The 25,423-nt window shown below is 48.5% G+C and carries 29 protein-coding genes; 11 read left to right on the forward strand and 18 right to left on the reverse strand.

Translation table 11 applies throughout. The features are described 5' to 3' along the window. The first annotated feature begins 15 nt into the window (after positions 1-15). Positions 16-777: a flagellar basal body L-ring protein FlgH gene (flgH, locus tag ACORNT_RS13255; protein ID WP_321391693.1), complete on the forward strand. Its 762-nt coding sequence runs from the start codon at positions 16-18 to the stop codon at positions 775-777. 106 nt (positions 778-883) lie between these two features. Here flgH and dksA read toward each other — a convergent pair whose 3' ends face one another. Continuing rightward, entirely contained in the window at positions 884-1,300 is a 417-nt protein-coding gene (gene dksA, locus ACORNT_RS13260) for an RNA polymerase-binding protein DksA (protein WP_321391696.1), read from the reverse strand. A gap of 168 nt (positions 1,301-1,468) precedes the next feature. Then, the gene (locus ACORNT_RS13265) at positions 1,469-1,885 is read right to left on the reverse strand and encodes a flagellar assembly protein FliX (protein ID WP_321391699.1); all 417 of its coding nucleotides are present in this window, start codon (positions 1,883-1,885) and stop codon (positions 1,469-1,471) included. A gap of 351 nt (positions 1,886-2,236) precedes the next feature. Here ACORNT_RS13265 and ACORNT_RS13270 point away from each other — a divergent pair, with 351 nt between their 5' ends. The 5 genes from ACORNT_RS13270 to ACORNT_RS13290 all read left to right on the forward strand — a co-directional run bounded on the left by ACORNT_RS13270 (position 2,237) and on the right by ACORNT_RS13290 (position 6,166). Next, positions 2,237-3,325 carry a flagellar basal body P-ring protein FlgI gene (locus tag ACORNT_RS13270; protein ID WP_321391702.1) on the forward strand — a complete coding sequence of 363 codons (1,089 nt, stop codon included), beginning with the start codon at positions 2,237-2,239 and terminating at the stop codon, positions 3,323-3,325. Further along, complete coding sequence (locus ACORNT_RS13275; RefSeq protein WP_321391705.1) at positions 3,325-3,636, forward strand: rod-binding protein; 312 nt, start codon at positions 3,325-3,327, stop codon at positions 3,634-3,636. Before ACORNT_RS13270 ends, ACORNT_RS13275 begins: the two co-directional genes overlap by 1 nt. Beyond that, positions 3,569-4,108, forward strand: a complete 540-nt coding sequence (locus ACORNT_RS13280; protein ID WP_321391708.1) for a hypothetical protein — start codon at positions 3,569-3,571, stop codon at positions 4,106-4,108. Before ACORNT_RS13275 ends, ACORNT_RS13280 begins: the two co-directional genes overlap by 68 nt. 332 nt (positions 4,109-4,440) lie before the next feature. Next, positions 4,441-5,271: a flagellin gene (locus ACORNT_RS13285; protein WP_321391711.1), complete on the forward strand. Its 831-nt coding sequence runs from the start codon at positions 4,441-4,443 to the stop codon at positions 5,269-5,271. A gap of 205 nt (positions 5,272-5,476) precedes the next feature. Then, positions 5,477-6,166 carry a GNAT family protein gene (locus ACORNT_RS13290; RefSeq protein WP_321391714.1) on the forward strand — a complete coding sequence of 230 codons (690 nt, stop codon included), beginning with the start codon at positions 5,477-5,479 and terminating at the stop codon, positions 6,164-6,166. Here ACORNT_RS13290 and ACORNT_RS13295 read toward each other — a convergent pair. The 13 genes from ACORNT_RS13295 to flbT all read right to left on the reverse strand — a co-directional run bounded on the left by ACORNT_RS13295 (position 6,123) and on the right by flbT (position 16,874). Continuing rightward, the gene (locus ACORNT_RS13295; protein ID WP_321391717.1) at positions 6,123-7,103 is read right to left on the reverse strand and encodes a hypothetical protein; all 981 of its coding nucleotides are present in this window, start codon (positions 7,101-7,103) and stop codon (positions 6,123-6,125) included. The two genes, ACORNT_RS13290 and ACORNT_RS13295, sit on opposite strands and share 44 nt — an antisense overlap. Then, positions 7,090-8,406: a DegT/DnrJ/EryC1/StrS family aminotransferase gene (locus ACORNT_RS13300; RefSeq protein WP_321391720.1), complete on the reverse strand. Its 1,317-nt coding sequence runs from the start codon at positions 8,404-8,406 to the stop codon at positions 7,090-7,092. The genes ACORNT_RS13295 and ACORNT_RS13300 overlap by 14 nt, the downstream gene beginning before the upstream one ends. 21 nt (positions 8,407-8,427) lie before the next feature. Beyond that, entirely contained in the window at positions 8,428-9,408 is a 981-nt protein-coding gene (locus ACORNT_RS13305; protein WP_321391723.1) for a Gfo/Idh/MocA family oxidoreductase, read from the reverse strand. Further along, complete coding sequence (locus tag ACORNT_RS13310) at positions 9,405-10,175, reverse strand: glycosyltransferase family protein (protein WP_321391726.1); 771 nt, start codon at positions 10,173-10,175, stop codon at positions 9,405-9,407. Before ACORNT_RS13310 ends, ACORNT_RS13305 begins: the two co-directional genes overlap by 4 nt. A gap of 2 nt (positions 10,176-10,177) precedes the next feature. Further along, positions 10,178-10,810, reverse strand: coding sequence for a pseudaminic acid biosynthesis-associated methylase (locus ACORNT_RS13315; protein WP_321391729.1), 633 nt, complete (start codon positions 10,808-10,810; stop codon positions 10,178-10,180). A gap of 30 nt (positions 10,811-10,840) precedes the next feature. Further along, complete coding sequence (locus ACORNT_RS13320) at positions 10,841-11,587, reverse strand: glycosyltransferase family protein (protein WP_321391731.1); 747 nt, start codon at positions 11,585-11,587, stop codon at positions 10,841-10,843. Continuing rightward, entirely contained in the window at positions 11,574-12,245 is a 672-nt protein-coding gene (locus ACORNT_RS13325) for a glycosyltransferase family 2 protein (RefSeq protein ID WP_321391733.1), read from the reverse strand. The genes ACORNT_RS13320 and ACORNT_RS13325 overlap by 14 nt, the downstream gene beginning before the upstream one ends. 6 nt (positions 12,246-12,251) lie before the next feature. Continuing rightward, positions 12,252-13,430: an N-acetylneuraminate synthase family protein gene (locus tag ACORNT_RS13330; protein ID WP_321391735.1), complete on the reverse strand. Its 1,179-nt coding sequence runs from the start codon at positions 13,428-13,430 to the stop codon at positions 12,252-12,254. Then, on the reverse strand, positions 13,427-14,266 hold the full coding sequence (locus tag ACORNT_RS13335; protein ID WP_321391736.1) for an SDR family oxidoreductase: 840 nt from the start codon (positions 14,264-14,266) through the stop codon (positions 13,427-13,429). The genes ACORNT_RS13330 and ACORNT_RS13335 overlap by 4 nt, the downstream gene beginning before the upstream one ends. Positions 14,267-14,342: 76 nt before the next feature. Further along, a complete protein-coding gene (locus ACORNT_RS13340) occupies positions 14,343-14,804 on the reverse strand; it encodes a hypothetical protein (RefSeq protein WP_321391739.1) in 462 nt (153 codons plus the stop codon). A 173-nt stretch (positions 14,805-14,977) separates the two neighbouring features. Beyond that, positions 14,978-15,793 carry a flagellin gene (locus ACORNT_RS13345; RefSeq protein WP_321391742.1) on the reverse strand — a complete coding sequence of 272 codons (816 nt, stop codon included), beginning with the start codon at positions 15,791-15,793 and terminating at the stop codon, positions 14,978-14,980. Positions 15,794-16,066: 273 nt separating this feature from the next. Continuing rightward, positions 16,067-16,489 (reverse strand): flagellar biosynthesis regulator FlaF, encoded by a 423-nt coding sequence (flaF, locus tag ACORNT_RS13350; RefSeq protein WP_321391746.1) that lies wholly within the window; start codon positions 16,487-16,489, stop codon positions 16,067-16,069. Next, positions 16,449-16,874, reverse strand: coding sequence for a flagellar biosynthesis repressor FlbT (flbT, locus tag ACORNT_RS13355; protein WP_321391749.1), 426 nt, complete (start codon positions 16,872-16,874; stop codon positions 16,449-16,451). The genes flaF and flbT overlap by 41 nt, the downstream gene beginning before the upstream one ends. Positions 16,875-17,062: 188 nt before the next feature. On the opposite strand from flbT, the gene ACORNT_RS13360 reads away from it, so the two are divergent. From ACORNT_RS13360 to ACORNT_RS13380, 5 genes are all read left to right on the forward strand, one after another. Next, the gene (locus ACORNT_RS13360) at positions 17,063-18,751 is read left to right on the forward strand and encodes a tetratricopeptide repeat protein (protein ID WP_321391752.1); all 1,689 of its coding nucleotides are present in this window, start codon (positions 17,063-17,065) and stop codon (positions 18,749-18,751) included. Between the two features lie 53 nt (positions 18,752-18,804). After that, positions 18,805-20,496, forward strand: coding sequence for a tetratricopeptide repeat protein (locus tag ACORNT_RS13365; protein WP_321391755.1), 1,692 nt, complete (start codon positions 18,805-18,807; stop codon positions 20,494-20,496). A gap of 65 nt (positions 20,497-20,561) precedes the next feature. Further along, positions 20,562-21,407 carry a MoxR family ATPase gene (locus ACORNT_RS13370; RefSeq protein ID WP_321391757.1) on the forward strand — a complete coding sequence of 282 codons (846 nt, stop codon included), beginning with the start codon at positions 20,562-20,564 and terminating at the stop codon, positions 21,405-21,407. Between the two features lie 6 nt (positions 21,408-21,413). Next, positions 21,414-22,598 (forward strand): VWA domain-containing protein, encoded by a 1,185-nt coding sequence (locus tag ACORNT_RS13375; RefSeq protein ID WP_321391759.1) that lies wholly within the window; start codon positions 21,414-21,416, stop codon positions 22,596-22,598. Between the two features lie 88 nt (positions 22,599-22,686). Further along, a complete protein-coding gene (locus tag ACORNT_RS13380; protein WP_321391761.1) occupies positions 22,687-23,559 on the forward strand; it encodes a universal stress protein in 873 nt (290 codons plus the stop codon). 71 nt (positions 23,560-23,630) lie between these two features. On the opposite strand, the gene ACORNT_RS13385 is transcribed toward ACORNT_RS13380, so the two are convergent. From ACORNT_RS13385 to ACORNT_RS13395, 3 genes are all read right to left on the reverse strand, one after another. Then, positions 23,631-24,134, reverse strand: coding sequence for a hypothetical protein (locus tag ACORNT_RS13385; RefSeq protein WP_321391763.1), 504 nt, complete (start codon positions 24,132-24,134; stop codon positions 23,631-23,633). Continuing rightward, on the reverse strand, positions 24,127-24,678 hold the full coding sequence (locus ACORNT_RS13390) for a response regulator (protein WP_321391765.1): 552 nt from the start codon (positions 24,676-24,678) through the stop codon (positions 24,127-24,129). The genes ACORNT_RS13385 and ACORNT_RS13390 overlap by 8 nt, the downstream gene beginning before the upstream one ends. A gap of 112 nt (positions 24,679-24,790) precedes the next feature. Next, positions 24,791-25,300: a DUF962 domain-containing protein gene (locus ACORNT_RS13395; RefSeq protein WP_321391768.1), complete on the reverse strand. Its 510-nt coding sequence runs from the start codon at positions 25,298-25,300 to the stop codon at positions 24,791-24,793. Positions 25,301-25,423 lie beyond the last annotated feature (123 nt).

Consider the following 25,423-nt stretch of genomic DNA (forward strand, 5'->3'; position numbering starts at 1 on the left):
AAAGGATAGTCCAAAATGAATATATTCAGGAAATTGCTCTTTATCGGATGCGCCCTTTCAGTATCTGCCTGCAGCGCAGTGGACCGGATTTCCAATATTGGAAAGGCGCCCGACCTGGCCCCTATTGAAGGTGATGCCGTTGTTCCGCAAAACCGCATCCCGGAAAAACAGGCCGTTGCTTATAGCCATCAACCTGCGATGACCGCCGGCAATCACAATTCCAATTCTCTCTGGAGAACAGGAAACAAAATGTTCTTCAAGGATCAGCGGGCCAACAGTGTCGGCGATATTCTGACAGTGAACATTACAATTAACGATGAAGCGACTATCGATAATAAAACCACTCGAACCAGATCAAATTCAGACTCCGCCGATCTGTCGAAATTCCTCGGTCTTGAATCTCATCTGGACAAGATACTTCCCACTGAAGTGAGCCCGACAAATCTGATCGATATGGGGAGCACGACTTCCAATTCGGGAGCTGGATCGGTCGACCGCAAGGAAGAAATCAGTCTGACAGTTGCCGCCGTCGTCACCCAGATCCTGCCAAACGGAAACTTCATCATCCAGGGCCGGCAGGAAGTCCGCGTGAACTACGAGGTGCGCGAACTGACCGTCATGGGCGCCATCCGGCCCGAGGACATCAGTTCAACCAATACTATCGAACATACGCAGATTGCCGAAGCCAGAATTTCCTATGGGGGCCGCGGACAGATCACGGATGTCCAGCAAGCCCGTTACGGCAGTCAACTGTTCGACATTCTATTCCCCTTCTAGAACAATGAATATTTGTATCAGCTGCATTTCTCTTGCAGCATGATCCCCAAAAAAAGGGCCGTTCCAGAATGGAACGGCCCTTTTACATCAAACAATTCTGATACAATCAATCGTCCCGATGCACCTTTTCATATTTCTCGTGCATCTCCTGGGCTTCAAGTGTCATGGTTGCGATCGGTCTGGCATCAAGCCGCTGCAGGCTGATTGGTTCTCCCGTCACTTCACAATATCCATATTCACCCTGCTCGATGCGATTAAGTGCAGCATCGATTTTGGCAATTAGCTTGCGCTGGCGATCGCGGGTTCTGAGTTCCACAGACCAGTCGGTTTCTGATGACGCCCGGTCCGCAATATCCGGTTCCTTGAGACTATCTTCCTGCAAATGGGTAAGGGTCTCCCTGGAATCCCTGAGAATATCCTCTTTCCAATTTATCAGTTTCCGGCGGAAGTATTCGACCTGTGAAGGATTCATGAATTCTTCGTCTGGAGAAGGGACGTAACCTTCCGGCAACTCTACGCTCATTGATCACCTCTGATCTTGATCTACTTTCAAATCGTCCACAACCTACTCAACTAGATGCCACTTTTCAAGCGGCTTTTGAGCGATTTTATATAATTGTAGGTTGATGTATAGAATTCAGGTTACAGCAGTATTACCAAAGAACCATTTTTTATGCCGCCCGCCAAGAGATTATTTCCCCAGCTTTGCCAGTTCCACCTTGACCCTCAGTTCAATGTCATCAAGGATCTCGTTCAGGTTTTCGTCATCGAACTGATCCCGTTGCTTCTCCACAACTCTGGAAATTTCCTGAAGTTTCTGTGTCGGAATATATCCGAGCAGCAATCCATTCTGAATGGCTTCAAGATGTGCCACCAGATCTTCCGCCCTCATGAGCCCCTTGGACCTGCCATCAGTCGCTGTATCAGCCTCCTGCAAAGACAGCAGGGAATTCACGGCCGTCAGGGGTGTTGTTCCGCTGATCCCGGCACCTGATGTCGTCTCATCTGTACTCAGTGCCTCGCTGAAGGCGCCCTTATCAACGCCTTTTTTCTGCTTTTTCGGCGAAACGCCCGGAGTGGATATTTTTCCAGGACCTTTGATCTCCATGAGAACACCTCATTTGTTCATTTACGTCCTTATGCATATCAGATGGCAGGTTTTGGCGAAAGAAGAAGATAACATATTATTGCCCGGCAAGGCTTACCCATCACCCGGAACATTTTTCTCTTTCATAGTGCCTGCAATACAGGCCCCTCAGAAGTTTTATTTTTAATCCTTTACTTTCAGTGACTTAAAAAAGTTTCTTTTCAGAGCCAATCTGGCACGAATATTGCGAAGTACTGGAGGAACAAAAATATATGCACCGGGTAAGAGATGAAAACAGGACACAAATGCCACCTATCCTGTCCAACCAGGACATCAGGAATAACCAGAAAGCTTAAATGGCTTTCGGGCCTCATGTCAGTTGTACTGATCCTGCTGGCTTCCATTCCGGCACACCCCTCTTCCAGAATTAAGGACCTTGTTTCAGTCGAAGGCGTACGGGAAAACCAGCTTGTTGGATATGGTTTGGTTGTCGGCCTCAACGGAACCGGGGATTCCCTCAGAAATGCGCCGTTTACCCAGCAGAGCCTGATGTCCATGCTTGAAAGGCTCGGTGTTAACACCCGCGCTGCCAACATGAAAACGGAAAATACCGCCGCTGTTATGGTGACGGCAAGCCTGCCCCCCTTTGCCCGTACAGGTTCACGCATCGATGTGTCCATCAGTTCACTCGGCGACGCCGATGACCTGAGAGGCGGCACATTGATTGTTACCCCACTAATGGGTGCCGATGGCGAAGTTTATGCCGTTGCCCAGGGATCCCTGCAGATTGCCGGATTTTCCGCCGGTGGAGATGCCGAAAGCGTCACAACAGGTGTGCCCACTGCCGGTCGCATTCCCAACGGCGCGGTCATTGAGCGGGAACTGAGTTACAGCATGGGTAACCTGAACTCATTGAACCTGTCTCTTCGCAATCCCGATTTCACGACAGCACGCCGTATCGCAGCAGTGATTAATGAAGAGCTCGGTGTGAATGCCGCCAATCCACTTGATCCGGCAACCATTCAGGTGCAGAAGCCTCTCGGCTATCAGAAGGATATTGTTTCCCTGATGACCGATATCGAGCAGCTATATGTCACTCCAGACCAGAAAGCCCGCGTCGTCATTGACGAAAAATCGGGCATTATCGTCATCGGTCATGAAGTCCGCGTCAGTGAAGTGGCCATTGCCCAGGGCAACCTGACCATTCGTGTCTCAGAAACTCCACAGGTCTCTCAGCCCTCTCCCTTTGCCCAAGGCGGACAGACCCAGGTTGTTCCCAGAACCGAGGTCGAAGTTGACACAGGCGACAGCAGCAAACTTGCCCTGCTGAACCCGGGCGTCAACCTTCAGGACCTTGTTGATGGACTGAATGCACTTGGAATAGGACCACGGGATATGATCGCCATCCTGCAGGCTCTCAAAGTTTCAGGCGCGTTACATGCCGAGATCGAGGTGATGTAATGGAACCGAATATCTTTACCCTTCCCTCAAAAACCACAATACGGCAGCCCGTTGAAGCGCCGAAAACGGCCGCTCAAAAGGCTGCCCGGGCCACAGCAGAGGAATTCGAGGCCGTTTTCCTCGCCGATATTCTGAAGAACATGTCGGTCGGCCTGGATACAGATGGCCCCTTTGGTGGCGGTCACGCCGAGGAAATGTACAAAGGTCTCCTGAACGAACAGATCGCAAACAGCATTTCCCGGAATGGCGGGATTGGCCTGTCCGATGCCGTGTACCGCGAGATTCTTAAAACCCAGGAAGCAGGACAGTAATAGTCCGATTGGAAGAACGATGACTCACACGCAACAAATGAACCAGAGCATTATTTCCTCCCTTGTAGAAACAACCAGGGAACTGACAAATGTCATCCGTAAGGAAATGACACTCCTCAAGGAAAAACGCCCGGCAGAAATCCAGAACCTGAATGAAGAAAAAAACAGGCTCCTTGTCACTTACAACGAAGGCCTGACAGCCTTGGACAAACAAGGCGGCTTCAAAGCTGCGGGAACCGGTGAAATTATCAGACGGTTCAAGAAGGAAAACGAAATTTTCCGGGATGTGTTGAAACAGCACAAATCCATGCTTTTTGCTCTGAAAACCGTATCAGAAAAAATGATTAAGGCGATTGGCGAAGAAGTGGCCATACAAACTTCGCAAAGCCGTTCTTATGGCGCCAATGCCAAATTTCAGACGCCAAAGGGCAACAAAACACCAACCACATTGACATTAAATAAAACCATATAACAGTTCTCTTACTTTGGGTCTTCCAACGGGGCTTCGGCCCTTTTTTTTTGCCTCCGCCAAACCCTCAATTGTCGTGTTGCGGAAAAGAAATTACTAGGCAAAAAAAGCCTCTTCCCTGTCACGAATTTCAACCATAGTGCAAGCTTTTCCGCCCATCAGGGAATAAATTACCCAGCCTTCGTTCCTCCTAATGAAATTTCATTTTTTCTCCTTTTATTTCAATATGTTAAGTCACGATAAAAAGCTGGCATGATTATTGCAATATTAAATCCGGTAACAAGTTTTATCGAGACGAATACAGCCAGAATATTTGTAGAATAAGGAGAGCAACGATGTCCTTTTCAGTGAATACAAATGCAAGTGCCCTATCGGCGCTGCTGAACCTGAACAAGACCACTACTGACCTGGAAACAGTTCAGACAAGAATTAATACCGGCCTCAAGATTTCCTCCGCCAAAGATAACGCGGCGATCTTTTCCATTGCCCAGGGCCTGCGCGCGGACCTCAAAGGGTATAATGCCGTAAAACAGAGCCTTGACCGCTCCATCAGTACAGTGGACATCGCCCTGGCGGCTGCGGGATCCATTTCCGATCTCCTCATCGAGATGAAGGAGAAAGCAGTTGCTGCGGCAGATGCCGGCCTCGACCAGACCAGCCGTGACGCCCTGGCCGAAGATTTTGAAGCCCTCCGGAACCAGATCACCACCATTATCAATAATGCCGAATTCAACGGCACCAACATTCTTGATAGTGGTACAGATGTTATCGTCGCGATTACCAATCCAGACGCCACACAAACGATTACCATATCTCATCAGAATCTGACCCTTGGTGGATCAAATATAACCTTCACCGCAGCAGATTCAATTCTGACACAGACAACGGCTGCCGCCATGGTGAGTACAGTTGAAACATCCCTGGATAATGTGAACTCTGTTCTGACCACCCTTGGTGCAGGCGGAAAGTCCCTGGAAGCCCAGCGTGTATTCTCGGACAAAATTGCCGATACCATCCAGGTCGGCATCGGAAATCTTGTTGATGCGGACATGGCTAAGGAAAGTGCGAACCTGCAGTCATTGCAGGTGAAACAGCAGCTTGGTGTTCAGGCCCTCTCTATTGCCAACCAAGCCCCACAATCTATCCTGAGCCTGTTTGGCGGCTAACAGTGCCTATAGATATTCTGGCAAAAAAAGACCGGCATTTTATGCTGGTCTTTTTATTTGCTGGAAACCCTGAATGTTCAAACACACACCGGCGAGGAAGCTATTTCTCTTCTCTCACCAAATATGATATTCTACATTGAGCTAGAAAAATTCTTTAAAGACAAAATGTTAAACAATAAACTGCACAAAATCGGATTCATGAACAATGACTGATACACCACAGGAAGAAGATATTTTTTTGCAGGGAGAAATTGTTTGTCTTCGTCAACCGGACATCCAGAAAGACGTATTGGACGGGCACTGGCACAACTGGTTCAATGATCAGGAGATAACCAGACATCTAATTCATGGCGTATTTCCGGTCAACAAAAACCAGCAAGCAAAATATGTGCAGACGGAAATTGACAATCCTTCCTCTCTGTTGCTTGTCGCCATTGAAAAAAAAAGTGGCCGGCATATTGGCATTGTTTGCCTGAAAGACATAAACCAGATACTCAGAAGCGCCAGCCTGAGCATTGTTTTCGGTGAACGCGATGTGAGGGGTGCCGCCCTGGAAGCGGTCGCCCTGATGAGCAAACATGGCTTTGATAGACTGAACCTGCAACGAATCCAGGCCGGCCAGAATACGTCTTTGTGGCGTTGGATGAACAGCCTGGAACTGATCGGTTACCAGATCGAAGGCTATCACCAACACTATGGGGTTCGTGATGGCAAACCATATGATACTGTGACTTATGCCATCACTTCCGAGCGTTTTTATGCCCTGCAAAAGAAACGAGGCGGCAATATTTGCATGGGGTCCATTGATAAGCTGTATGCCATGAAGAGTACGGAAAACCGGACTGAAGTCGTCAGGCGCTTTTTTGAGGATCTTTATTCAAGACAAGAGGAATAAGCTGTAAGGCCGGTATACCGAAAACCTCTGCTTCCCTCAACAAAGCTGATCGCATACCTGCTACAAGGTCAGCGCCGCAGACGGCATCTTGGGAAAGGCCTTCACTGCTGACAAGAATTTTGAGACCCGGTCCTGATTTGGCCGGGTAGTCGTCATATTTCCCGGGTGTATCTTTCGGATGCAATCGAATAACAAGGCGAAACGGTCCTGAAAGACCTTCAAACATTTTTTGGTTCGCCAACCTGTTTATCAGGTAGTCCAGACATTCAAATTCGGTAATTTTATCCTCAAAACCTGCCAGGCCAATCTCGGAAATATAGTCCGAAGCGAATAAAATGACCGTTTCTCCTTCCTGACAACCCCAGGTTGACTTGATTGCGCGGACTGCCTTTGGGTCATTGTGACCGGAAAGGTAGTCAGCATAAAGATTCCCGGAAATATGCACTTTGGAAGAGGCAACCCCGAACCCGGTGAGTTCTGAAACAGAACCCTCATCAAATACAAATATATGATCCGGAAACATTTGTTGGCCGGACGATGTTACAAACCGGTCACTGAGATGATCTGCAGAATCCAGAAAAGCTGCACTGGGAATTCCCATCTCCCGGGCACAGGCCCATAGCTCCTGTACCGAATGATCATCCACATGGCTTGTCGCTGTAAGTATCAGGTCTGGCGAAACCTCTTCAAGAAATAGCCTAGGGGAAACATCTGCCCAGTCCCTGCAGCCTACGCCCAAACGTCTCCAGACATCTATAGCATACTCCTTAGCCAGAATTTCAATACTGAAAAACGCCGTGTCTGGAACAATTGGAACAAGAAACTCCCTTCGGGATTTTTGCCCGAACAGAAGTCTGTCCCGGACTGCAACAAGCTGGTTAGTACCACCTGGGTCTCGGCTGAAAAAAAGTATTTTCAGGGGATCACTTCCTGTCAACAGCCTTTAACTCCTCAAGATTCTCTGTCACTTTCCGAAATGCAGCAGCCACATCGTCAAGATCCTTTTCACTCAGGGAAGGGCGCATAAGTTCGTGTGTTATGACCGTAGCATGGGCATCTTCCACATTCGGACACATTCCAGCCTGATAGTTCTGTTCCCCTTTATAATGGGGGCATTTGAAGGGGCACTGAACGGAACCATAGGCGACCTGCTCGCGGAACATGGGGTAAAGGTAAATAGGTTTCACATAGCCTTGCCCGATCAGAGCCCCTTCCCCCTCCCTCAGTTTCATTTCCGGAAGTTCCGCCCGCACGGCTTTCACAAAAGTATCCCGACTTACACCGGTTTCGGCTTCCATATAACGCATTACATGCATGTAATAAGAATGTTCAATATAATCAGGAACTTCCGGCAAACGCAGGCCTGGGAGCCCCTCTAATTTTTCCGAAAGATAGGCCACATTCCGGCGTCGCTTTGCCACTAGATCCACGCTCTTTTCATTTTGCACGGATGCTATGGCTGCTTCGATTTCGCCAAGCCGGAAGTTAAAGCCCACCATATTAACCAGACTGTTCACTTCGCGTCCCTGAAGGACGGCCTCAGCATGGTTCCGGATCAGCTGCAGCTTGTCACAAAAACTTTCGTCATTGGTGGTGATGACACCACCTTCCCCGGAATGAATATGTTTGTGATAGTTGAGAGAGAAAACACCCATATGACCCAAGGTTCCGACTGGGCGTCCCTTATATGTAGCGCAAGGGGCCTGGGCGCAATCCTCGATCACCACAAGATCATGTTCGCGGGCGATCGACATAATGCCATCCATTTCTGCCGGCTGGCCAAAGATGTGTACGACTATGATGGCCTTAGTCCGGGGGGTCAGAACCTGACGTATGGTTTCCGGCGAAATACAATAACTTTTTGGGTCAATATCCGCAAAAACTGGCACCGCATTAAAAGCCACAGCCGCCGTCACAGAGGCCGCCATGGTATAAGGGGAGACGATCACCTCATCACCCGGCCCTACTCCCGCAGCGCCGACAGCGGCATAAAGGCCACTTGTGCAGCTGTTGACGGAAATGGCATGTTTCGCCTGGTAGTCCCTGGCCCACTGTTGTTCAAAGGCCTGAACTTCCGGTCCCCCGAAAAAATCCTTGTGCCAGACCCCCAGGAACTTGGATAGAACGCCTGTATCCAGAACTTCCATGACCTTTTTCTTTTCCGCTTCGCCAATATAATTGTGCGCAGGAAAATATTCACTTCTGACGGGCTTTCCACCCAACAATGCCAGTTTAGACATATTTTATCCTTCTAATTTTCTTCAGGCCGATACCCCGACCTTTTGCCGGATAGCAGCGCAAACTTCCAGGGTTTTAACCGCATCCTCCGCAGGACATTTTAAAGCTTCCCCTCGGGTAAAATAGCCCTCAAGATTCTCAGCTAACTGCAGAAAGGTTCTTTCCCGCCCGGTCTCAATGGTTTCTGCCTTGCGGGCAGGCATCCCACCGGGTCCCGCCAACCGCAGAACCAGACGATTGCCGAAGTCAACCATATCAATGACCGCCTTCTCCATAATCAGCCGGAATTCAAAAAACTGAAAATGGCCCACATCGGTACCGGCCAGATGAAGGGGCTTGTCCTTACATGTCCTTAGCCCCGCATTCAGAGTGGGGTCAGTTGGCCAGAAGTCATATTGAATATTTCCGGCATGGGTTACAGTCAGGTCGCCGAAAAACATCCTGAACAGATCCACCATATGGGATCCGTTGTTATAAAGCCCCTTATTATACCAGCCGGTGCCCCTCTGTAGTTCGCCAAACTCCCCACTTTTGATTCTATCCGAAAGTGAAAGAAAGGCCTCATTCCAGCGTCGCAGATAATTTACCGTCAGAGCGATGGGGCATTCTGCATATTGCCGGATGATTTCCCTGCTCCCTTCAATACCATCGGTGAGGGGTTTTTCACACAGCACCAGCCGAACGTTCTTATCCAGCAGAAACTTCAGCTGTTGACGATGAAATTCTGTCGGGCTGCAAATACAAACCACATCAACTTTCAAATCCCGGAAAGCGGTTTCGAGATCAGTCGCAATATATTTTATATCCCAGGTTTTGGCGAAATATTGAACCTTTTCCGGATCCGGATCGTAACACCCAACGACCCTGAAGGCTTCATGAAGGGTGAAGGTCTTGGCGTGGGTCTGCACCAAGTCGGGGGAAACTGTATCTGCCCCGTCATAACCGCCGGCAATGGCGCCGCAGCCGATAAGAAACACATTATAGGGACCAGAGGAGTCACTCACACCTTTATCCGTCCTATCTGCCTGTTCAGGGAGGCAATCTCCGGATTTTCTTTCAGAAAAAGAAGAATATCCTCCAGGGTGAATTCAGGATTGGAAGGATAGAGGTTGTCAAATACAGCCTCAATCAATTGAAAATCTTCCGGCGTATCGAGGGTAATGGATACCTCCGGCGCACAAAGCGATTCCGGCGCGCCGATGAATTTTACATTATAAAGATCCTGATGCTGATATATAAAGCGGCTGACATGCTCTAGGTCGAGAGGCTCGTCAGTCCGCTTAAAGGCATCTTCCAGAACACTGGTTTTGAAAACTTGGACAGAACAGCCGATGGGATAGGTTTCACTCGTGTCAAAACTCAGATAATTGAAATTGGACAGATAGTCTACGCTGCCGGTCACATAGGCCTCGACTGCCTCATCAATAAGAGCAGGATCCATCAGCGGACAATCACCGGTAAGTTCCACTATAATGTCAGCCCCGTGGAATTTCGCGGCTTCAAGAACCCGGGACATAACATTATCCTCACTGCCGCGGTAAAAACTCACACCCAAGCGATTGGCTTCTTCCACAATTACATCATCAGTCATATTCACAGTGGTAGCGATGACCACATCATCTATATGTCTGGCACACCGCACCCGTTCCACCATGAGGGCAAGCATCGACTTGCCCTGGCAATGCTTCAGCACCTTACCCGGCAGACGGGTTGAGGTCATGCGGGCCTCAATAGTAGCAACGATGTAGTTGTTTCCGGGCAATTCCGACATGTTTACTTTTTCTCAAACACCCACCAGGTGAAATTATCCAGCCCGGTAATCCGTTTCCATTCAAATCCATAGTCAAGAAGCTTGAGATCCGGAAAATTATCCATCCAGAATCCGCCGAAATCGCACTTGAACAGCTTGTTACTGTGCCCGCGGTATTCAATCATTTCCTGCTTGTCGGAAAAATATTCAATACACACGATATATTTGCTGCTTGCCCGATGAATCCTCTTGCAGGCAGCCAGAAGATCGTCCGGATGAATATGAATCATTACCGTACAGGTAAAGGCCATATCCACAGCCCCGTCCTCAAGCTCAAAATCGGAAGCTATACCGTCAATGGCATTTTCAGGGGCGACAATCCTGTCCCGAACCAAGACTTCCCGCGCCTTACCGTTTGGTTCAACCGCCACCATGTCGGCATCTGTCAAGAGATTCAGGGCCCTGAGGTTAAGCCCGATGTTTGAGCCAATTTCCAGAATCTTTTTCGGCATATCATCCCGCATAGGAGCGATAATTCGGCTCCACATGGCCAGACGGTTGCGCAGATGTTCCGCATCGGCCGCATTACGGTCGATATAGTCATCCCCGAATTCCCCGCGCCAGAAGGAGGTCTGTTCAGTATTTGATGTATTCATGCTGCATTCCTGACTACCGGACTAACCGGTTTATTTTACATAGGGATTTTGCGCCACAGTAGCGTTGATTTCAAGTAGTTCCGGTTTTTCGGAAAATAGCCTTTTCAGATCCTCAAAACCGAAGTTCGGGCGGCGTGGATAAAGTTCCCCGAAAACACGGGAGGCAAACTCATAATCCTTCTGCTCATCCACGACCAGTCGCCAGCTCCGAAGATCAGGAAGACAATCCAGCATGAGGCAGCCATATTTCTCAGGACGACGCCAGATATAGGGAGTTACATGTTCTTTTTCATAGTCATCGGTTTCCGCCTCATAGACTTCCTGAAGCAAACTCATGGAAAGAACCTCCGTATCAAAGCCCAGAGGATAGCCCCGATCCATCGGCAGGCGGGCATAGCTGGTCCCGGCCTCACGGTAGGCCGCCAAAAGTGCTCCGGAAACCAGAGGGTCGATGAAGGGACAGTCAGAAGTTACCCTGAGAAGGGTATCTGCATTGACATGACGGGCGGCCTGAAAGGTTCTTTCCAGGACGTTGGTCTCCGCCCCCTGGAACAGGGAAACACCGGATAACTTGCGCACGAATCCCGCCAGCGGCTCCTGGGCTTCATCGTCCGGCAGGGCCACACAAACTTCATCAATACCCCTGATCCGCTGGCAGCGTTCAATAACATGTTCGAGAATGGTTTTCCCAGACAGCGGCATCAGCACCTTGCCTGGCAGACGGGTTGAGGTCATGCGGGCCTGGACAATAACGACTGTTTTGTCAGCTTTTGGCATAGGCACCTCCGGATAAAATATCCCCCATCATGGCTTTGAAAATAATCCAATTGGCCCGGATCAGTCGGCCGATACGAGGCGTGTCCTCGCGTTCCCGGATCGGCATATCCAGTTGAGTAATGGTTTCACCTTTTCTGGCCGCTGCCAAGGTGACACCAGTGCCGATGGTGGAATGGCGAAAGATATGAACGTAGTTTATCAGAACGGCAGTATCATAGGCCTTCATGCCACAAAGAATATCCCGTATTCCCCACCTCAGGCGGGTATAAATCCTGAACAGCCCTTCGGACAGGCGGGCCGGTTTCGGGCGCACACCGATGGAGATCGCTGCTTCCCGATCCAGGATGGGACGAACAAGATCCGGAATATACTCGGGGCAATGCTGGTTGTCTGCATCAATGGACAGACAGATATTATACCCTTTCTCTATGGCTCGGGAAAACCCGCTGAACAGAGCCATATCATACCCCAGATTCACCTTATGATAAATCACCTGTGCCCCAGCCTTGCGAGCAATATCCGCGGTCGCATCCGTGGACCCGTCATCCACCACAATCACATCTCCATAAGATATAACCGCCTTGACTACAGTGGCAATGGTATTCTCCTCATTGAGCGCCGGAATGATAATAGCGATATGTTTTTCCCCTTTTGCCATACAGTGTTACCCCAGATTACCAAGGGTAATATGTTCCCCTTCTTCAAGATCCGAGAGCAGGATTTTGCCCACGCACTTGTCAAGATCGTAGGGCGGCAGACCATCTTCGGGGCAAGGCCGCAAGGGAAAAATGTCCCCTTCCCCGATTTTCATTCCGGCCTTTAAATCCCTTGTCGCCCTCAGCGCCCGACGTTGTAAAACAACGGTATCCTTTTCATTGTCTTCGATCTTTTTCTTTCCGTCACCAATGGAAAGTGCAAGACCCTCGGGATCATCACAGAGAGTTTCTACCAGCCGATATTTTTCTTCCCACGTCATTCCCCTGGACAGGAGTTCATCCAGCTCTGCTGTCTTTTCCACCATCAGGCGCCAGCTTTCCGGGTTCATGGAGAAGGGATGGTCAGGACCGACAAGGTTATTATCCAAGGTATAGTGTTTCTCAACGGACCGGGCGCCATACAGGCCGACAGCCCCCAAAACCGTGCTATGCCCATGGGTGTGATCGGACAGACCGAGGGATAGGCCGGGAAAGACTTTGGCATAACTCTCCAGAACCTTCAGGTTGATATTTCGGAACCGTTCGAGGGTAACATCCCTGGGCTCGTCGAGCCGGGCTGTATAATTTGTATTACACTGCATGAGGATAAGCTGGTCAGTATGTTTCAGAGCCACATTCACAGCCGCCGAAACTTCTTCCATGCAAGAAGCTCCTGTAGCCATAATGAAAGGAAGACCAGAACGGGCCATGACCTCAATTTCCTCGTGCCAGGTAATGTCCCCGGAACCCATTTTCCACGCGGACACATAAGGCCGAAGAAGTTCCACAAGTTCAAGCGAATAAGGGGCTGTAAAATAGTCAATGCCGGCATCTGCACAGGTCTCTTTCAGGACCTCGGTCCAAGTCACTGGCAGAGAAGCATCGTCGTAAATTTCATAAATACTTTTATCCCAGTCTTCCTGATGAGATAACTTTCCCCCCATCTGTCGGAATCCTTTGTCGGAGACGATGGATTTGGCAAAGAAATTCTGAAATTTTGCCGCCCTGGCTCCGCTTTCCGCACAGGAATAAATCAGATCCTTTGCTTTTTCCAAGTCTCCGTCATGATTTGCCGCAATATCCGCAATGAAATAGACGGGCTCAGAGGGCCCCACAAAATGATTTCCAATTTTGATTAGATTGCTCATAATTTTTCGATCTCTTCCTGCAGACTAGGCAATTTAATCCCGCTCATCGATTCAAAACAGGCAACATTTAACCTCAGGTCCCGTGGCCTGGGCGCACGGCCGGGTATATTTGTGCTGTCAGTTATGGTCACTTGAGAGGCATCCAGTCCCTTTTGTTCTGCCAGTTTCAGGGCAAAATCCTTCTTGCTCATTCCTTCATGAGAACCAAGATTATAGGTTCCGCGCAAATCCTGCTCATAACATTGTAGCAAGACCTGTGCCAAAGTTGCCATATGCAAAGGCGAAAAGAGGACGTCCTTAAAAAGACTTATCTGTTTTTTCTCAGAGAAGGCCTTAATAAAAAAATCGCTCAGGCTGTCCCGGCCTGATGTCCTTGAAGGACCGATGATATTTGTTCTGACAATCAGACTATTCATATATTTTTTAGCTTCGAGCTCTCCGGCCAGCTTACTCTTGCCATAATGATTGACAGGACCTGAGCCTTCTTCACAGAAAGGACCTTCACCATCCGGATAGATCTGATCCGTTGAAATATACACGAAATAGGCTTCCGAACCAGCAAGGGCGGTCACAAGATTCCGGGTTGTTGTGGCATTGGCCGCTATCGCCTCTTCAGGATGTTCTTCACAGTAATCCACGTTTGTCATGGCAGCCAGATGAAGCACCACTCCTGGGAATACTTCATCGATAAGGGCAGAAACTTCCTGGGGTTTTGTTAAATCACAAGGGTAGTGCGGATCATTTCGAGACGTCAGGATCAGGTCACCAGCGCATGAGAATTGCTCGGCGATATAGGGCGCCAGCAAACCGGATCCACCTGTGACTAATATTTTCATCGATTCAACTGCGTTTATAAAAAAACCCACCTGATTATGTCAGGCGGGTTCCGATATTGAAAATGTTTTTTGCCCATCAGGTCTCGACATCAACAACAATTCCTTCTGCGCCTTCCTGTTCCCTGTAAAACGCCAGAAATTTTAACACTTCATCCGCTGGCCACTGATGCACAACTTCGCCTGATGTTTTATCTACCCCTTGGTAGACAAAGACACCTGTTGCATCATCCTGATCAATTCTCAAAGTTGTATCAGGTGGATCCTGAGGTAGTGAAGCGTTTATAATTGTTTCAGCCGCCTTAAGAAAATCCTGGACGTTACCGGAACTCAATAAATTAAGTTTGTCTTCCGCAGCTTGCTTAATTGCTGCAGAGACTTTACCTTCCTGTTCCGCTCCGGACCCTGGAGTATTAGTAGTGTCTTCAGTTTTTAGTGGAACTGTTATTTTCTTTATATCTTTTAAGCTGCTAAATCTTTCTGTATCTTTAGCAACTCCAGCTCCAGGGACCGACGGATTTATTTTCATACCGTCAACCATCGTTCTTCTCTTACTTTGTTATATCTCCGGCTTACACCAGTTTTACCAACTTCATTTAATAATCAAATATTTATGTAACACAAACAATTCTAGAAAATTTTAATTATGGAATAAAGAGAAAATTGTGGTTTGGCGAGACGGACTTCCGTCCCGCCAAACCCACATAAGGATTATTATCCGAAGAGTGAGAGCACTGCACCCGGAGCCTGGTTGGCGATCGAAAGCGCCTGCAACCCAAGCTGCTGTTTAACCTGCAGCGATTGCAAGTTCGCACTTTCTCGGGCAAGGTCAGCATCCACAAGGTTACCAATACCTGTCTCAATCGAATCCGATAGCTTGTTCACGAAGGTTGACACCGATTCAATACGTTTCGCACCGGCACCAAGCACCGCCAGAGAGGCGTTCACTGTATCCAGAGCTGTATCAACCAGAGCCACAACGCCTGCCGCACTTGCGGAAGTGGTAATTGACTTACCGGACAGCCCCAGTGTACCAACGTCGATATCCTGGGCAGCAATAGTGATTGAGGAAGAAGCATCCTGGTTCACAATCGCTGTAATGGCATCTGAACCCCGAAGAGCATTAATACCATTGAATTCCGCATTGGAAACGATCGTATCGATCTGGTTACGCAGTTCGGTAAATTCGTTGTTCAAAAGTGTACGCTGTGAAGCGTCAATACCGGTATCAGCGGCAGCCACAGCTTTTTCCTTCAACTCGATGAGCAGATCGGAAACAGCTTCCGCGCCAGCCAGAGCAGTATCGATAGCACCAGTAGCACGGCTCAGGCTGCCTTTCACGGCGTTCAAACCGGAAATTTCAGACCGTTGAGACTGAGCAATGGAATAGACCGCAGCGTTGTCTTTAGCACTGCCAACCTTCAGACCGGTACTGATCCGGGACTGAGTGGTGTTCAGTGCTGCATTGGTTTTGTTGAGAGTTTGGAGGGCGACGAGAGCACCCGCATTAGTATTGACTGAAAAAGCCATTATAAATCTCCATTCTGAGAGTACTATTAAACAGGACTTTTTGTCCCGCCGGGCATTCTACCCGATCTACGCAAACTGTATCATTGTCTTTCTGACGTTGCAGCTCACACGATCAGGTTACGTGTAACATGTGAATAAAAGGTTAACAAGAGAATTAATGAAATAACTTTTTCGAATCCCCGTTTTATTACAATGAGTTAAACAGAAAAATACCCACAGTCCCGCAGTTTTGCAGGCCTTTACACTTAAATCATTAAGAAAATTTTGAGAGAATTAGACGGTGGCAGAAGTAAAGTCCTGACCATTTCTATCACCGGTGTCGTTATTCACTGACGAAGAAGCCAGCGACGCCTGGGCGGCAAGACCGTCCATAATATTACGATTCACAGAAACCAGAACGTCAATACTATCTTCCCCCCTGGCCACTTGCGAACTGTATTTACCAACCCATATTGACAGAGAGATAATCTGTCCGCGCAGCATATCCGGAAGTTTATTGCCCTCGACTGCGCAATCCGTAGCCAGTGTAGACCACAGCCTGCGGTTCCTGTACAGAGCATCATGAAGGCGCTTGTCAGTTTTCGGCAGATCCTTCGCATCAATTAGAGCACGAGTAACCTCTGCAAAAATCCTGTATTCAGTCTGCGACGGTGCTTCAGTTGCCTGCTGTGTCTTCTGGTACGCTTCCAGGGACATAATTCAGCCTCTCTTTTTCATATTCAAACAATTTCTTACACTTATTTAGCGCCTTGTAATATTCACCTTCCATAACATCCTGGCTAATGGCAACACAAAGTGTTTTGGCTTCAGGGTCTTCCACAACTCCCAGCAGTTCCGTCATCCTGAGAACAAATTTCTCATAATATTTTTTGCGCCCTGCTTCATCCATGTACATAAGCATGATAGGGAAATATACATGCTTGACGGGTGTATCCACCTCCTCAGCAAGCAAGATATCCTTGTCTCTCAGCAACGACACCTTGTTCTGCAAAACAAGTGTGGCACGCCTGTCCCCGTTGACAATAACAGCCCCGTTCACGACAAATTTCTCACCGGGTTTCAATGATAACTTCAAAGCCATTTGTTATCTTTCTTCTTATGTTCCTGACAAACAACGCATGTTCCCGTCAGAAGCATAACTGTTATTTTGCATTTTCACAAACAGGTGGTTAACATTAGGTGAATTTTTTTGTTAAAATATCTAATTCCGGTCAGACCTGTTGTTTATACAGCTTCCAAAAACAGACCGGAAGTCAAGGTTCAAGTTAAATGGCTCAAAAAACACCCAAATCCAATGCATTACCTCCCGTAAAAACAAAGGGGCAATTTACAAAATATTTTCGGAAAGGGAACTATCATTATTCAAAAGGTGAATATGCGAGTGCCGCAAAGTTCCTAAACGCAGTCTGGCAATATGACGACTCAGTTCCAGAAATCACAATTCAACTGTCCGACTGTCTGTTTCAGATGGGACGGCAAAATCAGGCTCTGGATTTATTGATCTATACCTGGCAAAAGCATCCGGATAAAGCAGATATCTGTACGGTTATCGGCTCTGCCGCCCTGAGGATGAACTTTTTCGATCTGGCTTTAAAGGCCTACGAGCATTATACCAAACTTCAACCGAACGATCCCAAGGGTTATGTCAACCTGGCCACGGCCTTAAGGGAAAACGACCGACTGGACGAGGCAATTTCCCTTTTGCAGGAAATTATTCCGATATATCCGGAAAACGACGAAATGTGGAACGCGCTTGGGGCTGCCGTACAGCTAAGAGACGGACCAGCGCAGTCGCTCGTATTCTTTGAAGAGTCCTACAGGTTAAATCCGACCAGTCGACAGATTCTCAATAACCTCCCTGGCATTTATTATGATCTCGGGCAAATTGATAAAGCCAAGGAAACGGTCTTGGCCTGCCTGGAGAGATACAACGATTTTGCCTCACCTCACCTTCTATACTCCAAAATCCTTCTTAATGAAGGCCGCCTGTCCGAAGGATGGAGTGAATATAAATGGCGACATCATTCTACAAATCCGTCAGCCTGCCTGCTGCCCTATAAAATCGACTATTGGAACAAGGGCATAGACATCAAAGGAAAAAATCTTTTGCTTAGTGCGGAACAGGGTGTTGGCGATGAACTGCTCGCCACACCGGTATACAGGCAACTGATCGAAATGGTAGAACATCTCTATATCGGATGTGACAGTAGACTTGTGCCGCTGTTTGAGACTTCCTTTCCGGAAGCCACTATCCTCCCCTACAGCGTTTATGCGCTCAGCGATGGCCGGCGGGGCAGAACATACCAAGATCTTACTGAAGAACAGATTGAGCAAATTGATTATATGTGTTTCAACCTAGATGCCGTCTCAAACCTCTGGCAATCTGTGGAAGACATCAAACCCATGGCCCAGATTCTGGACGTCACTAAGGACCTGAGAGGAAAGTGGAAAACCCGGATTGAAAAATTGCCAAAAAAACTCAATATCGGAGTTTGTTGGCGCAGTGGTGTACTGCATGCCACCCGAAAAACAAACTATACAGAACTTGATAATTGGCTTCCTATCCTGAAAAACGAAAATGTCAATTTCGTTAATGTGCAATATGGGAATTATGCTGAAGAGTTAAAAAAAATGAAAGAAAAGCACGGGATCAAAATCCATAATTTTGACGACCTTGACCTGAAAAATGATTTTGCAGGAACCATCGCCCTAATGCAAAACCTCGATCTTGTCATCGGCCCGACCACCACCCCCGTCGCCGAAGCGGCATGCGCCGGTGTAGCAGTGTGGTGGCTGAGCAACGGTCAACCTTGGTGGACATATGGACAAAAGAACCCTCCCTGGCTGGAAAAGGGCGTCGTCCATGCAAAAGACCCCGCCCAGCCGTGGCCTGACTTTATGACTGAAATGGGAAAAACGTTTTATAGCTGGGTCAAATCTCACAAATCAGGAAACTAACCCGTTACCCCGACCGAAAGCAATGCAACCAGAAAAACCAACACAGGATAAAGATGGCCAAAAATTCCGGTAAAAACAGCGGCACCCTGGGACCGGCGAGGAGTCGGGGACAATTTAACAAATATCTGCAAAAAGGAAATAAGTTATTCAGCAGGGGAGAATATTCACAAGCCCTCGCCTTCCTAAATGCCGCATGGAATTATGATGAAGAAAATTCCCAGGTTGGCGTTCAAATTGCCAATTGCCTATTCGAAATAGGGGAAAAAGCCAAAGCCATCAACGTCCTGACCTATGTGTGGCAAAAGGCACCTGAAAATGCGGACATTTGTACCGTCATTGGCGGTGCTGCGACAAAGATGAATTTTCACGATCTGGCGCTCAGGGCTTATGAACATTATACGCTGCTCAATCCGAATGACCCCAAGGGATATGTTAATTTTGCCACAGCGTTAAAAGAAACCGATCAATTTGATAAGGCCATAGATCTTCTTCAGGGAGTTATTCCCATATTTCCTGAAAACGCCGGTTTATGGCTCGCGCTTGGCAGCGTCGTCCATCTTCGTGATGGCCCTGAATCCAGTCTTGTTTTCTATGAAGAAGCTTATCGGCAGGATCCCTATAACCGGCTGGTACTTTACAATCTTCCCACTATTTATCTTGAACTTGGAAGATTCTCTGACGCGGAAAAGGTGGTGAAAGAATGCATGGAAAATTACAGTGAGTTTTCCAATCCACACCTCCTTTACTCCAAAATCCTGATGAGTCAGGGGAAACTCGCCGAGGGATGGGAGGAATATAAATGGCGTCATCACCCAAGCAGCGTGGCGTCCTGTGTCCTTCCTTATAATATTTCTGTCTGGAAACCAGGAACCGATATCACCGACAAAACACTCCTTATTTCCGCTGAACAGGGGGTTGGGGACGAACTGCTGGCGACACCTATCTATGCCCAAATTATTGATAAGGCGAAACACGTTTATATTGGCTGTGATGAGCGGCTGGTCCACCTTTATAAAAATTCGTTTCCCCAAGCCGATATTCTACCGTTTGAAGTCTTCATGACTCCCGAGGGAAGGAACGGCCGTCTCTATCCGGACCTAAGCCCCGAGGACATTAAAACGATAGATTATTACTGTTACTGCCTGGATGCTATGGCAAATGTCTGGACTTCACTACACGATATTTCCCCAAGCCAGAAAATTTTGTCTCCTTCGAGCGACCTGATAGACAATTGGCACAACCGGCTAAGTGAATTGCCACAAAAACTGAACGTAGGTATTTGCTGGCAAAGTGGAACCATGTACGTTCAACGGCAACTTCACTACCCTCCCCTTGAAGACTGGCTACCTATCCTGAAAAGCGACAAGGTCAACTTCATAAATGTTCAATATGATGCCTGCTGCCAAGAACTCGTTTCATTCTCGGATAAGTATGGAGTAAAAATTCATAATTTTACGGACCTGGATCTAAAAAATGATTTTGACGGCACCGCAGCTATGATGTCCTGTCTAGACTTAGTTATCGGCCCGACTACTACACCAGTCGTTCAGGCGGGATGTACTGGGACGGAAGTCTGGTGGCTCACAAACGGCACACCTTGGTGGACCTTTGGACAGCAAAACCCGCCTTGGCTGGAAAGGGGCTTTATTCAGTCAAAAAAACCGGATCAACCCTGGTCCGAGTTCATGAAAGATATGAAAAAACCCTTTGATCACTGGGTGCAGAACAAGCTGAAAGAAAAATAATTTCTTTGACCATCATTTTACTCTGCAGTAACTTTAATCAAACAATTTAAAACAGGTGTTTGAATATGAAGTTTAAGGGTACCGATACTTATGTAGCAACCGAAGACCTGATGGTTGCCGTGAACGCCGCCATGACCCTGCAGCGTCCCCTGCTGATCAAGGGCGAACCCGGCACCGGGAAAACGGTCCTGGCTCACGAGGTCGCCAAAGCCACCGGCAAGAACCTTCTGGAATGGCACATCAAATCCACCACCAAGGCCCAGCAGGGCCTGTATGAATATGACGCTGTCTCCCGCCTCAGAGATTCCCAACTCGGCGACGAAAAAGTCAAGGACATCAGCAATTATATCAAAAAAGGCAAGCTGTGGGAGGCCTTTGCGGCCGAACAGCCCCCGATCCTGCTGATTGACGAGATCGACAAGGCGGATATTGAATTCCCCAATGACCTGCTGCAGGAACTGGACCGGATGGAATTCAATGTTTACGAGACCGGTGAAACGATCAAGGCCGCCCAGCGTCCTCTGGTGATCATCACCAGCAATAATGAGAAGGAACTGCCGGACGCCTTCCTGCGCCGCTGTTTCTTCCATTATATCCAGTTCCCTGACCGGGCCACCATGCATCAGATTGTCAGTGTCCATTATCCCGATATCCAGCAGATGCTCGTTCGCGAAGCCCTCAACCTGTTCTATGATATCCGCGAAGTACCGGGTTTGAAAAAGCGTCCTTCCACGTCCGAGCTTCTGGACTGGCTTAAACTCCTGATGGTAGAAGACATGCCCCTGGACGTGCTGAAAAGCCGGGATCCGAAAAAACTGATCCCGCCCCTGCATGGCGCCTTACTGAAAAACGAGCAGGATGTGCATCTATTCGAGCGCCTCGCCTTCATGTCCAAGCGGGAAAACAGGTAAGTTCCCATGTTCATCAATTTCTTTCTCGAGCTCAGAGATCACGGCGTTCCCGCTTCCCTGCGGGAGTACCTGACGCTTATGGAAGCCATGAAAGAAGGCCTGGCGGACTATTCCATCGATGATTTCTATTATCTGAGCCGGGCAACCCTGGTGAAGGACGAACGTAACCTGGACAAATTTGACCAGGTTTTCGGCCATCACTTTAAAGGCCTGGACGCGCCAGCCAGCGAGGATCTTCTGGCGGAGATCCCCGAGGAATGGCTGCGCAAGCTGGCGGAAAAGTTCCTCACCCCAGAGGAAATGGCAGAAATCGAGGGCATGGGCGACTGGGACAAGCTCATGGAAACCCTGCAGAAACGTCTGGAAGAACAGAACGAACGCCATCAAGGCGGCAATAAATGGATTGGCACCGCCGGCACCTCCCCTTTCGGCGCCTACGGCTATAACCCGGAAGGTGTGCGTATCGGCCAGAAAGAAGGCCGGCACGGCCGGGCCGTCAAAGTCTGGGACAAACGTCAGTTCAAGAACCTGGATGACAATGTGGAGCTTGGCACCCGCAATATCAAAGTGGCGCTCAAACGCCTTCGTCGATTCGCCCGGGAAGGTGCTGCAAGCGAACTTGATCTGCATGACACCATCCACAGCACGGCCAAACAGGGCTGGCTGGATATAAAGATGGTGCCGGAGCGCCATAATGCAGTAAAGGTGCTGCTGTTCTTCGATGTAGGGGGCTCCATGGATCCCTTTATAAAAACCTGCGAGGAGCTGTTTTCCGCCGCCCGTACCGAATTCAAGAATATGGAATATTTCTATTTCCATAACTGCCTTTATGAAGGGGTATGGCAGGACAACCGCCGCCGCAATGTGAACCGGATCAATACATGGGATATCCTGCATAAATATCCCCACGACTATAAGGTTATTATTGTCGGTGACGCCTCCATGAGCCCTTATGAAATAGCCTACCCTGGCGGCAGTGTGGAACACTGGAATGAAGAGAGCGGCGAAGTATGGATGCGCCGTCTGCTCAAAGTCTACGAAAGCGCCGTCTGGCTCAACCCGGTCCAGGAAAAATACTGGGACTACACCCATTCCGTCACCCTGATAAAGGAACTGATGGAGGATCGCATGTATCCCCTCACCCTGGCCGGCCTTGAAGGCGCCATGAAAGAACTGAGCCGCAAAAAATAATTTTGCGGATCACTGACCTGCCTCAATTGCAAACTTGTCCCCTGGATTATATAATGAGAAATATTGTCATTCTCAGGAGGTCACCATTATGAAGAAAATTCTTGTTATCGCCGAACAGCTGCCAGACAGCCCTTCCCTTGCACTGGACAAGGCACTGTATTTTTCAGACCACGGCGGTGCAACAATCCACGTCCTTTCGGTCGTCTATAACAATGCGTTTGACCATCCGGAACTGATCACAGCTGAGGAAGCACAGACTCTGCAAGATAAAGTTATGTCGCAAGCCAAGGCAAACCTGAACAAGTTACTGGCTGGCCGGAAAAATGCGACTGGAGAAATACAGTGGGGCAAAAGCCTGGTCGGCGCTGTCGAGGAAACCTGTGAAGGTACAAATTATGACCTGATCATCAAGACAGGCCACAGATCCGAATCGTTCCTGCATCAACCTTCTGATTTCCGCTTGCTCAACCTCCCCAAAGTGCCGGTCATGATCCTCAGTGCAGAACGGTGGCGCAGCAAGCCGGTAGTCATGGCGACTATAGACTTCTCCAGTGATGATGCGGAACAGATGGCCCTCAACGACAAAGTCCTGAGCAGCGCCAAGGAATATGCCGATCTCATGGAAGCTGACCTGCATTGCTGTTATGTCGTTACTTACAATTCTGCCCTTGCTGACCTGGATATTGTCAACAGAGAAGAAATCTTTGAACGTTTCAAGGAAAAACGACTGAAAAAACTTCAGGATTATGCTGCCGGATACGGCATTCCCGCGCAAAATGTCGACATAAAACCTGGCAAGATTGAAAAAGTTATTCCTTCCATGGCCAACAGGCTAAAAGCGGAACTGGTGGTGCTGGGAACGCACCGAAGGAAAGGTCTGTCTCGAATTATTCTTGGCAACAGCAGCGAGAAAATTCTTAAAATCCTGCGCACAGATATCCTGGCTGTCAAACCGGACTGAGCCAAAAAAAACAAAACCCTCCTGCATATCAAATGCGGGAGGGTTATATATTTGAGTTGCCGGTTTATTCTTTACCGGCGGTATTTGTCAATCGCGGCTTCCAGGGATTTCTTCAGCTCTCCACCGATTTCAGCGCCGTCGCCCTCGATCCTGTCCTTGATCACCACGCGCATGGCGTCAATATGGGCCTTGACAATTTCCACATGGCTGTCGCCCATGCCGGCGTTCAATCCGGTAAAATTATACAGGCCATCGGCAAAGTCGGTAATCAACTGATAACCGAATGTACCCCCCTGCCCCTTCATGTCATGGGCAATGGCATTGATTTTTTCAAAATGCGCCTTGCGATATTCGGGGCTGTCAACACAACGACGATGTTCCTCCGCCAGACTGTCAATCAGGGTTGATACCCAGTCCGGATAATCCTCTGCCATTTCCTGAAGGGCTTCCTGGGCCTTGAGCATCAGGTCATCGTCAAATGAAACATCCTCTGCGCTTACTGAACCAAGACCAACCGCCTTTTCCTTCAATTTATTCTTCAGACGATAATAACGAACCCGTACCGGCTTAGCCATTGACCACTTCCACTTCTTCACTTTCATAGGTTAATTTGCGACGGTCTTCCCCTTCAATAGGGATTGCCTGACGGCGCCTGTCAGGCCCGAAATAGCTTGCAGTGTGGACATATTGGCGTGGTTTCATCACTACAGAGAAAATTTTATCGGCAAGGGCGTTGATGGAGAAAGGTTTGGACATGAATTCATTGACACCCATCTCCCGGGCTTCCTGCACACGGCTCGGTTCTGAATAACCGGTCAACATGATAAAAGGAACAAATCGGTCCGGAGACTCTTTATGCCGGCGTACCCAGCGCAGAAGCATCATGCCATTGACAGGAGACATCTCCCAGTCGGAAACGATCATATCCACGGACATCATTCCGGCCTTCATGGGGTCATCAGCCACCTGCTTCAGGAATTCAATGGCTTCACCGCCATCTCCCACCGATTTAATCGTTCCCACTCCGAGTACACGGAGGCTGTTGACAATCAGTGATCTGATAAACTGGCTGTCTTCCACGACCAATATGCTGATCCTGCTCAGATCCAAATTACTCATATCTAATATCTACCTCAATCTTGTATGCTTTGAGGTAATTCTGTGGGATTAGGGTAAATAAAGTGTGAAGGTTGTCTAAAAATATGTCCTTTTTTATCAGCAGTTAGCTGAATTAGGCAGCATATTCTCCAACACGGGTACCGATCTCCTCCTTCAGACCCCGGTGCAATCCCAGATGAAAAAGGGCTTCCGCAATCAGGAAGCTCGGAGCCATGAAAATCTGGAAAAGATTGTCAAGGAGAGCTGGTTTCCTGCCTTCAAAGACGTGCCCCACGAGCTGGAAAATCCAGCCGCCGACAAACAGGACGGCAAACCACATCCAGCCTGCAAGGTCAGGCAACGGTGCAAGGTACGTTGAGGCCTTGAGGAGCGGGATAAAGACAGCAGCCGCGATCAGCCCGATCAGCAGATCGGAAAACAGATAGAACATCAGGATAATGGCGATAAATATCATCGCAAAAGTGACCTGCATACCGTTTGTGGCAAAGACATCAATCCAGGAAAAAGCCATAAAAAGAGAGACAACGATAGACGGTACGCCAATATAATGGGTCAGCTGGTTTCTGCCGTCCATATGATAGGCTGAATACATGGCCATCTGTTTTATGAAAAATTCTTTCATATCGTCTCCCCTAAAGTCCAATAATCCCTCTAATTCGTCTTTTTCCAGTCAACTATATCATAACTCGCAAACGGGACCCAATTTATCTTTTGTATAGTCACCGGAGCAGTTGCTAGGCCATGA

Origin of the sequence: Emcibacter sp., assembly GCF_963675455.1 — a bacterium.
GTDB lineage: Bacteria > Pseudomonadota > Alphaproteobacteria > Sphingomonadales > Emcibacteraceae > Emcibacter.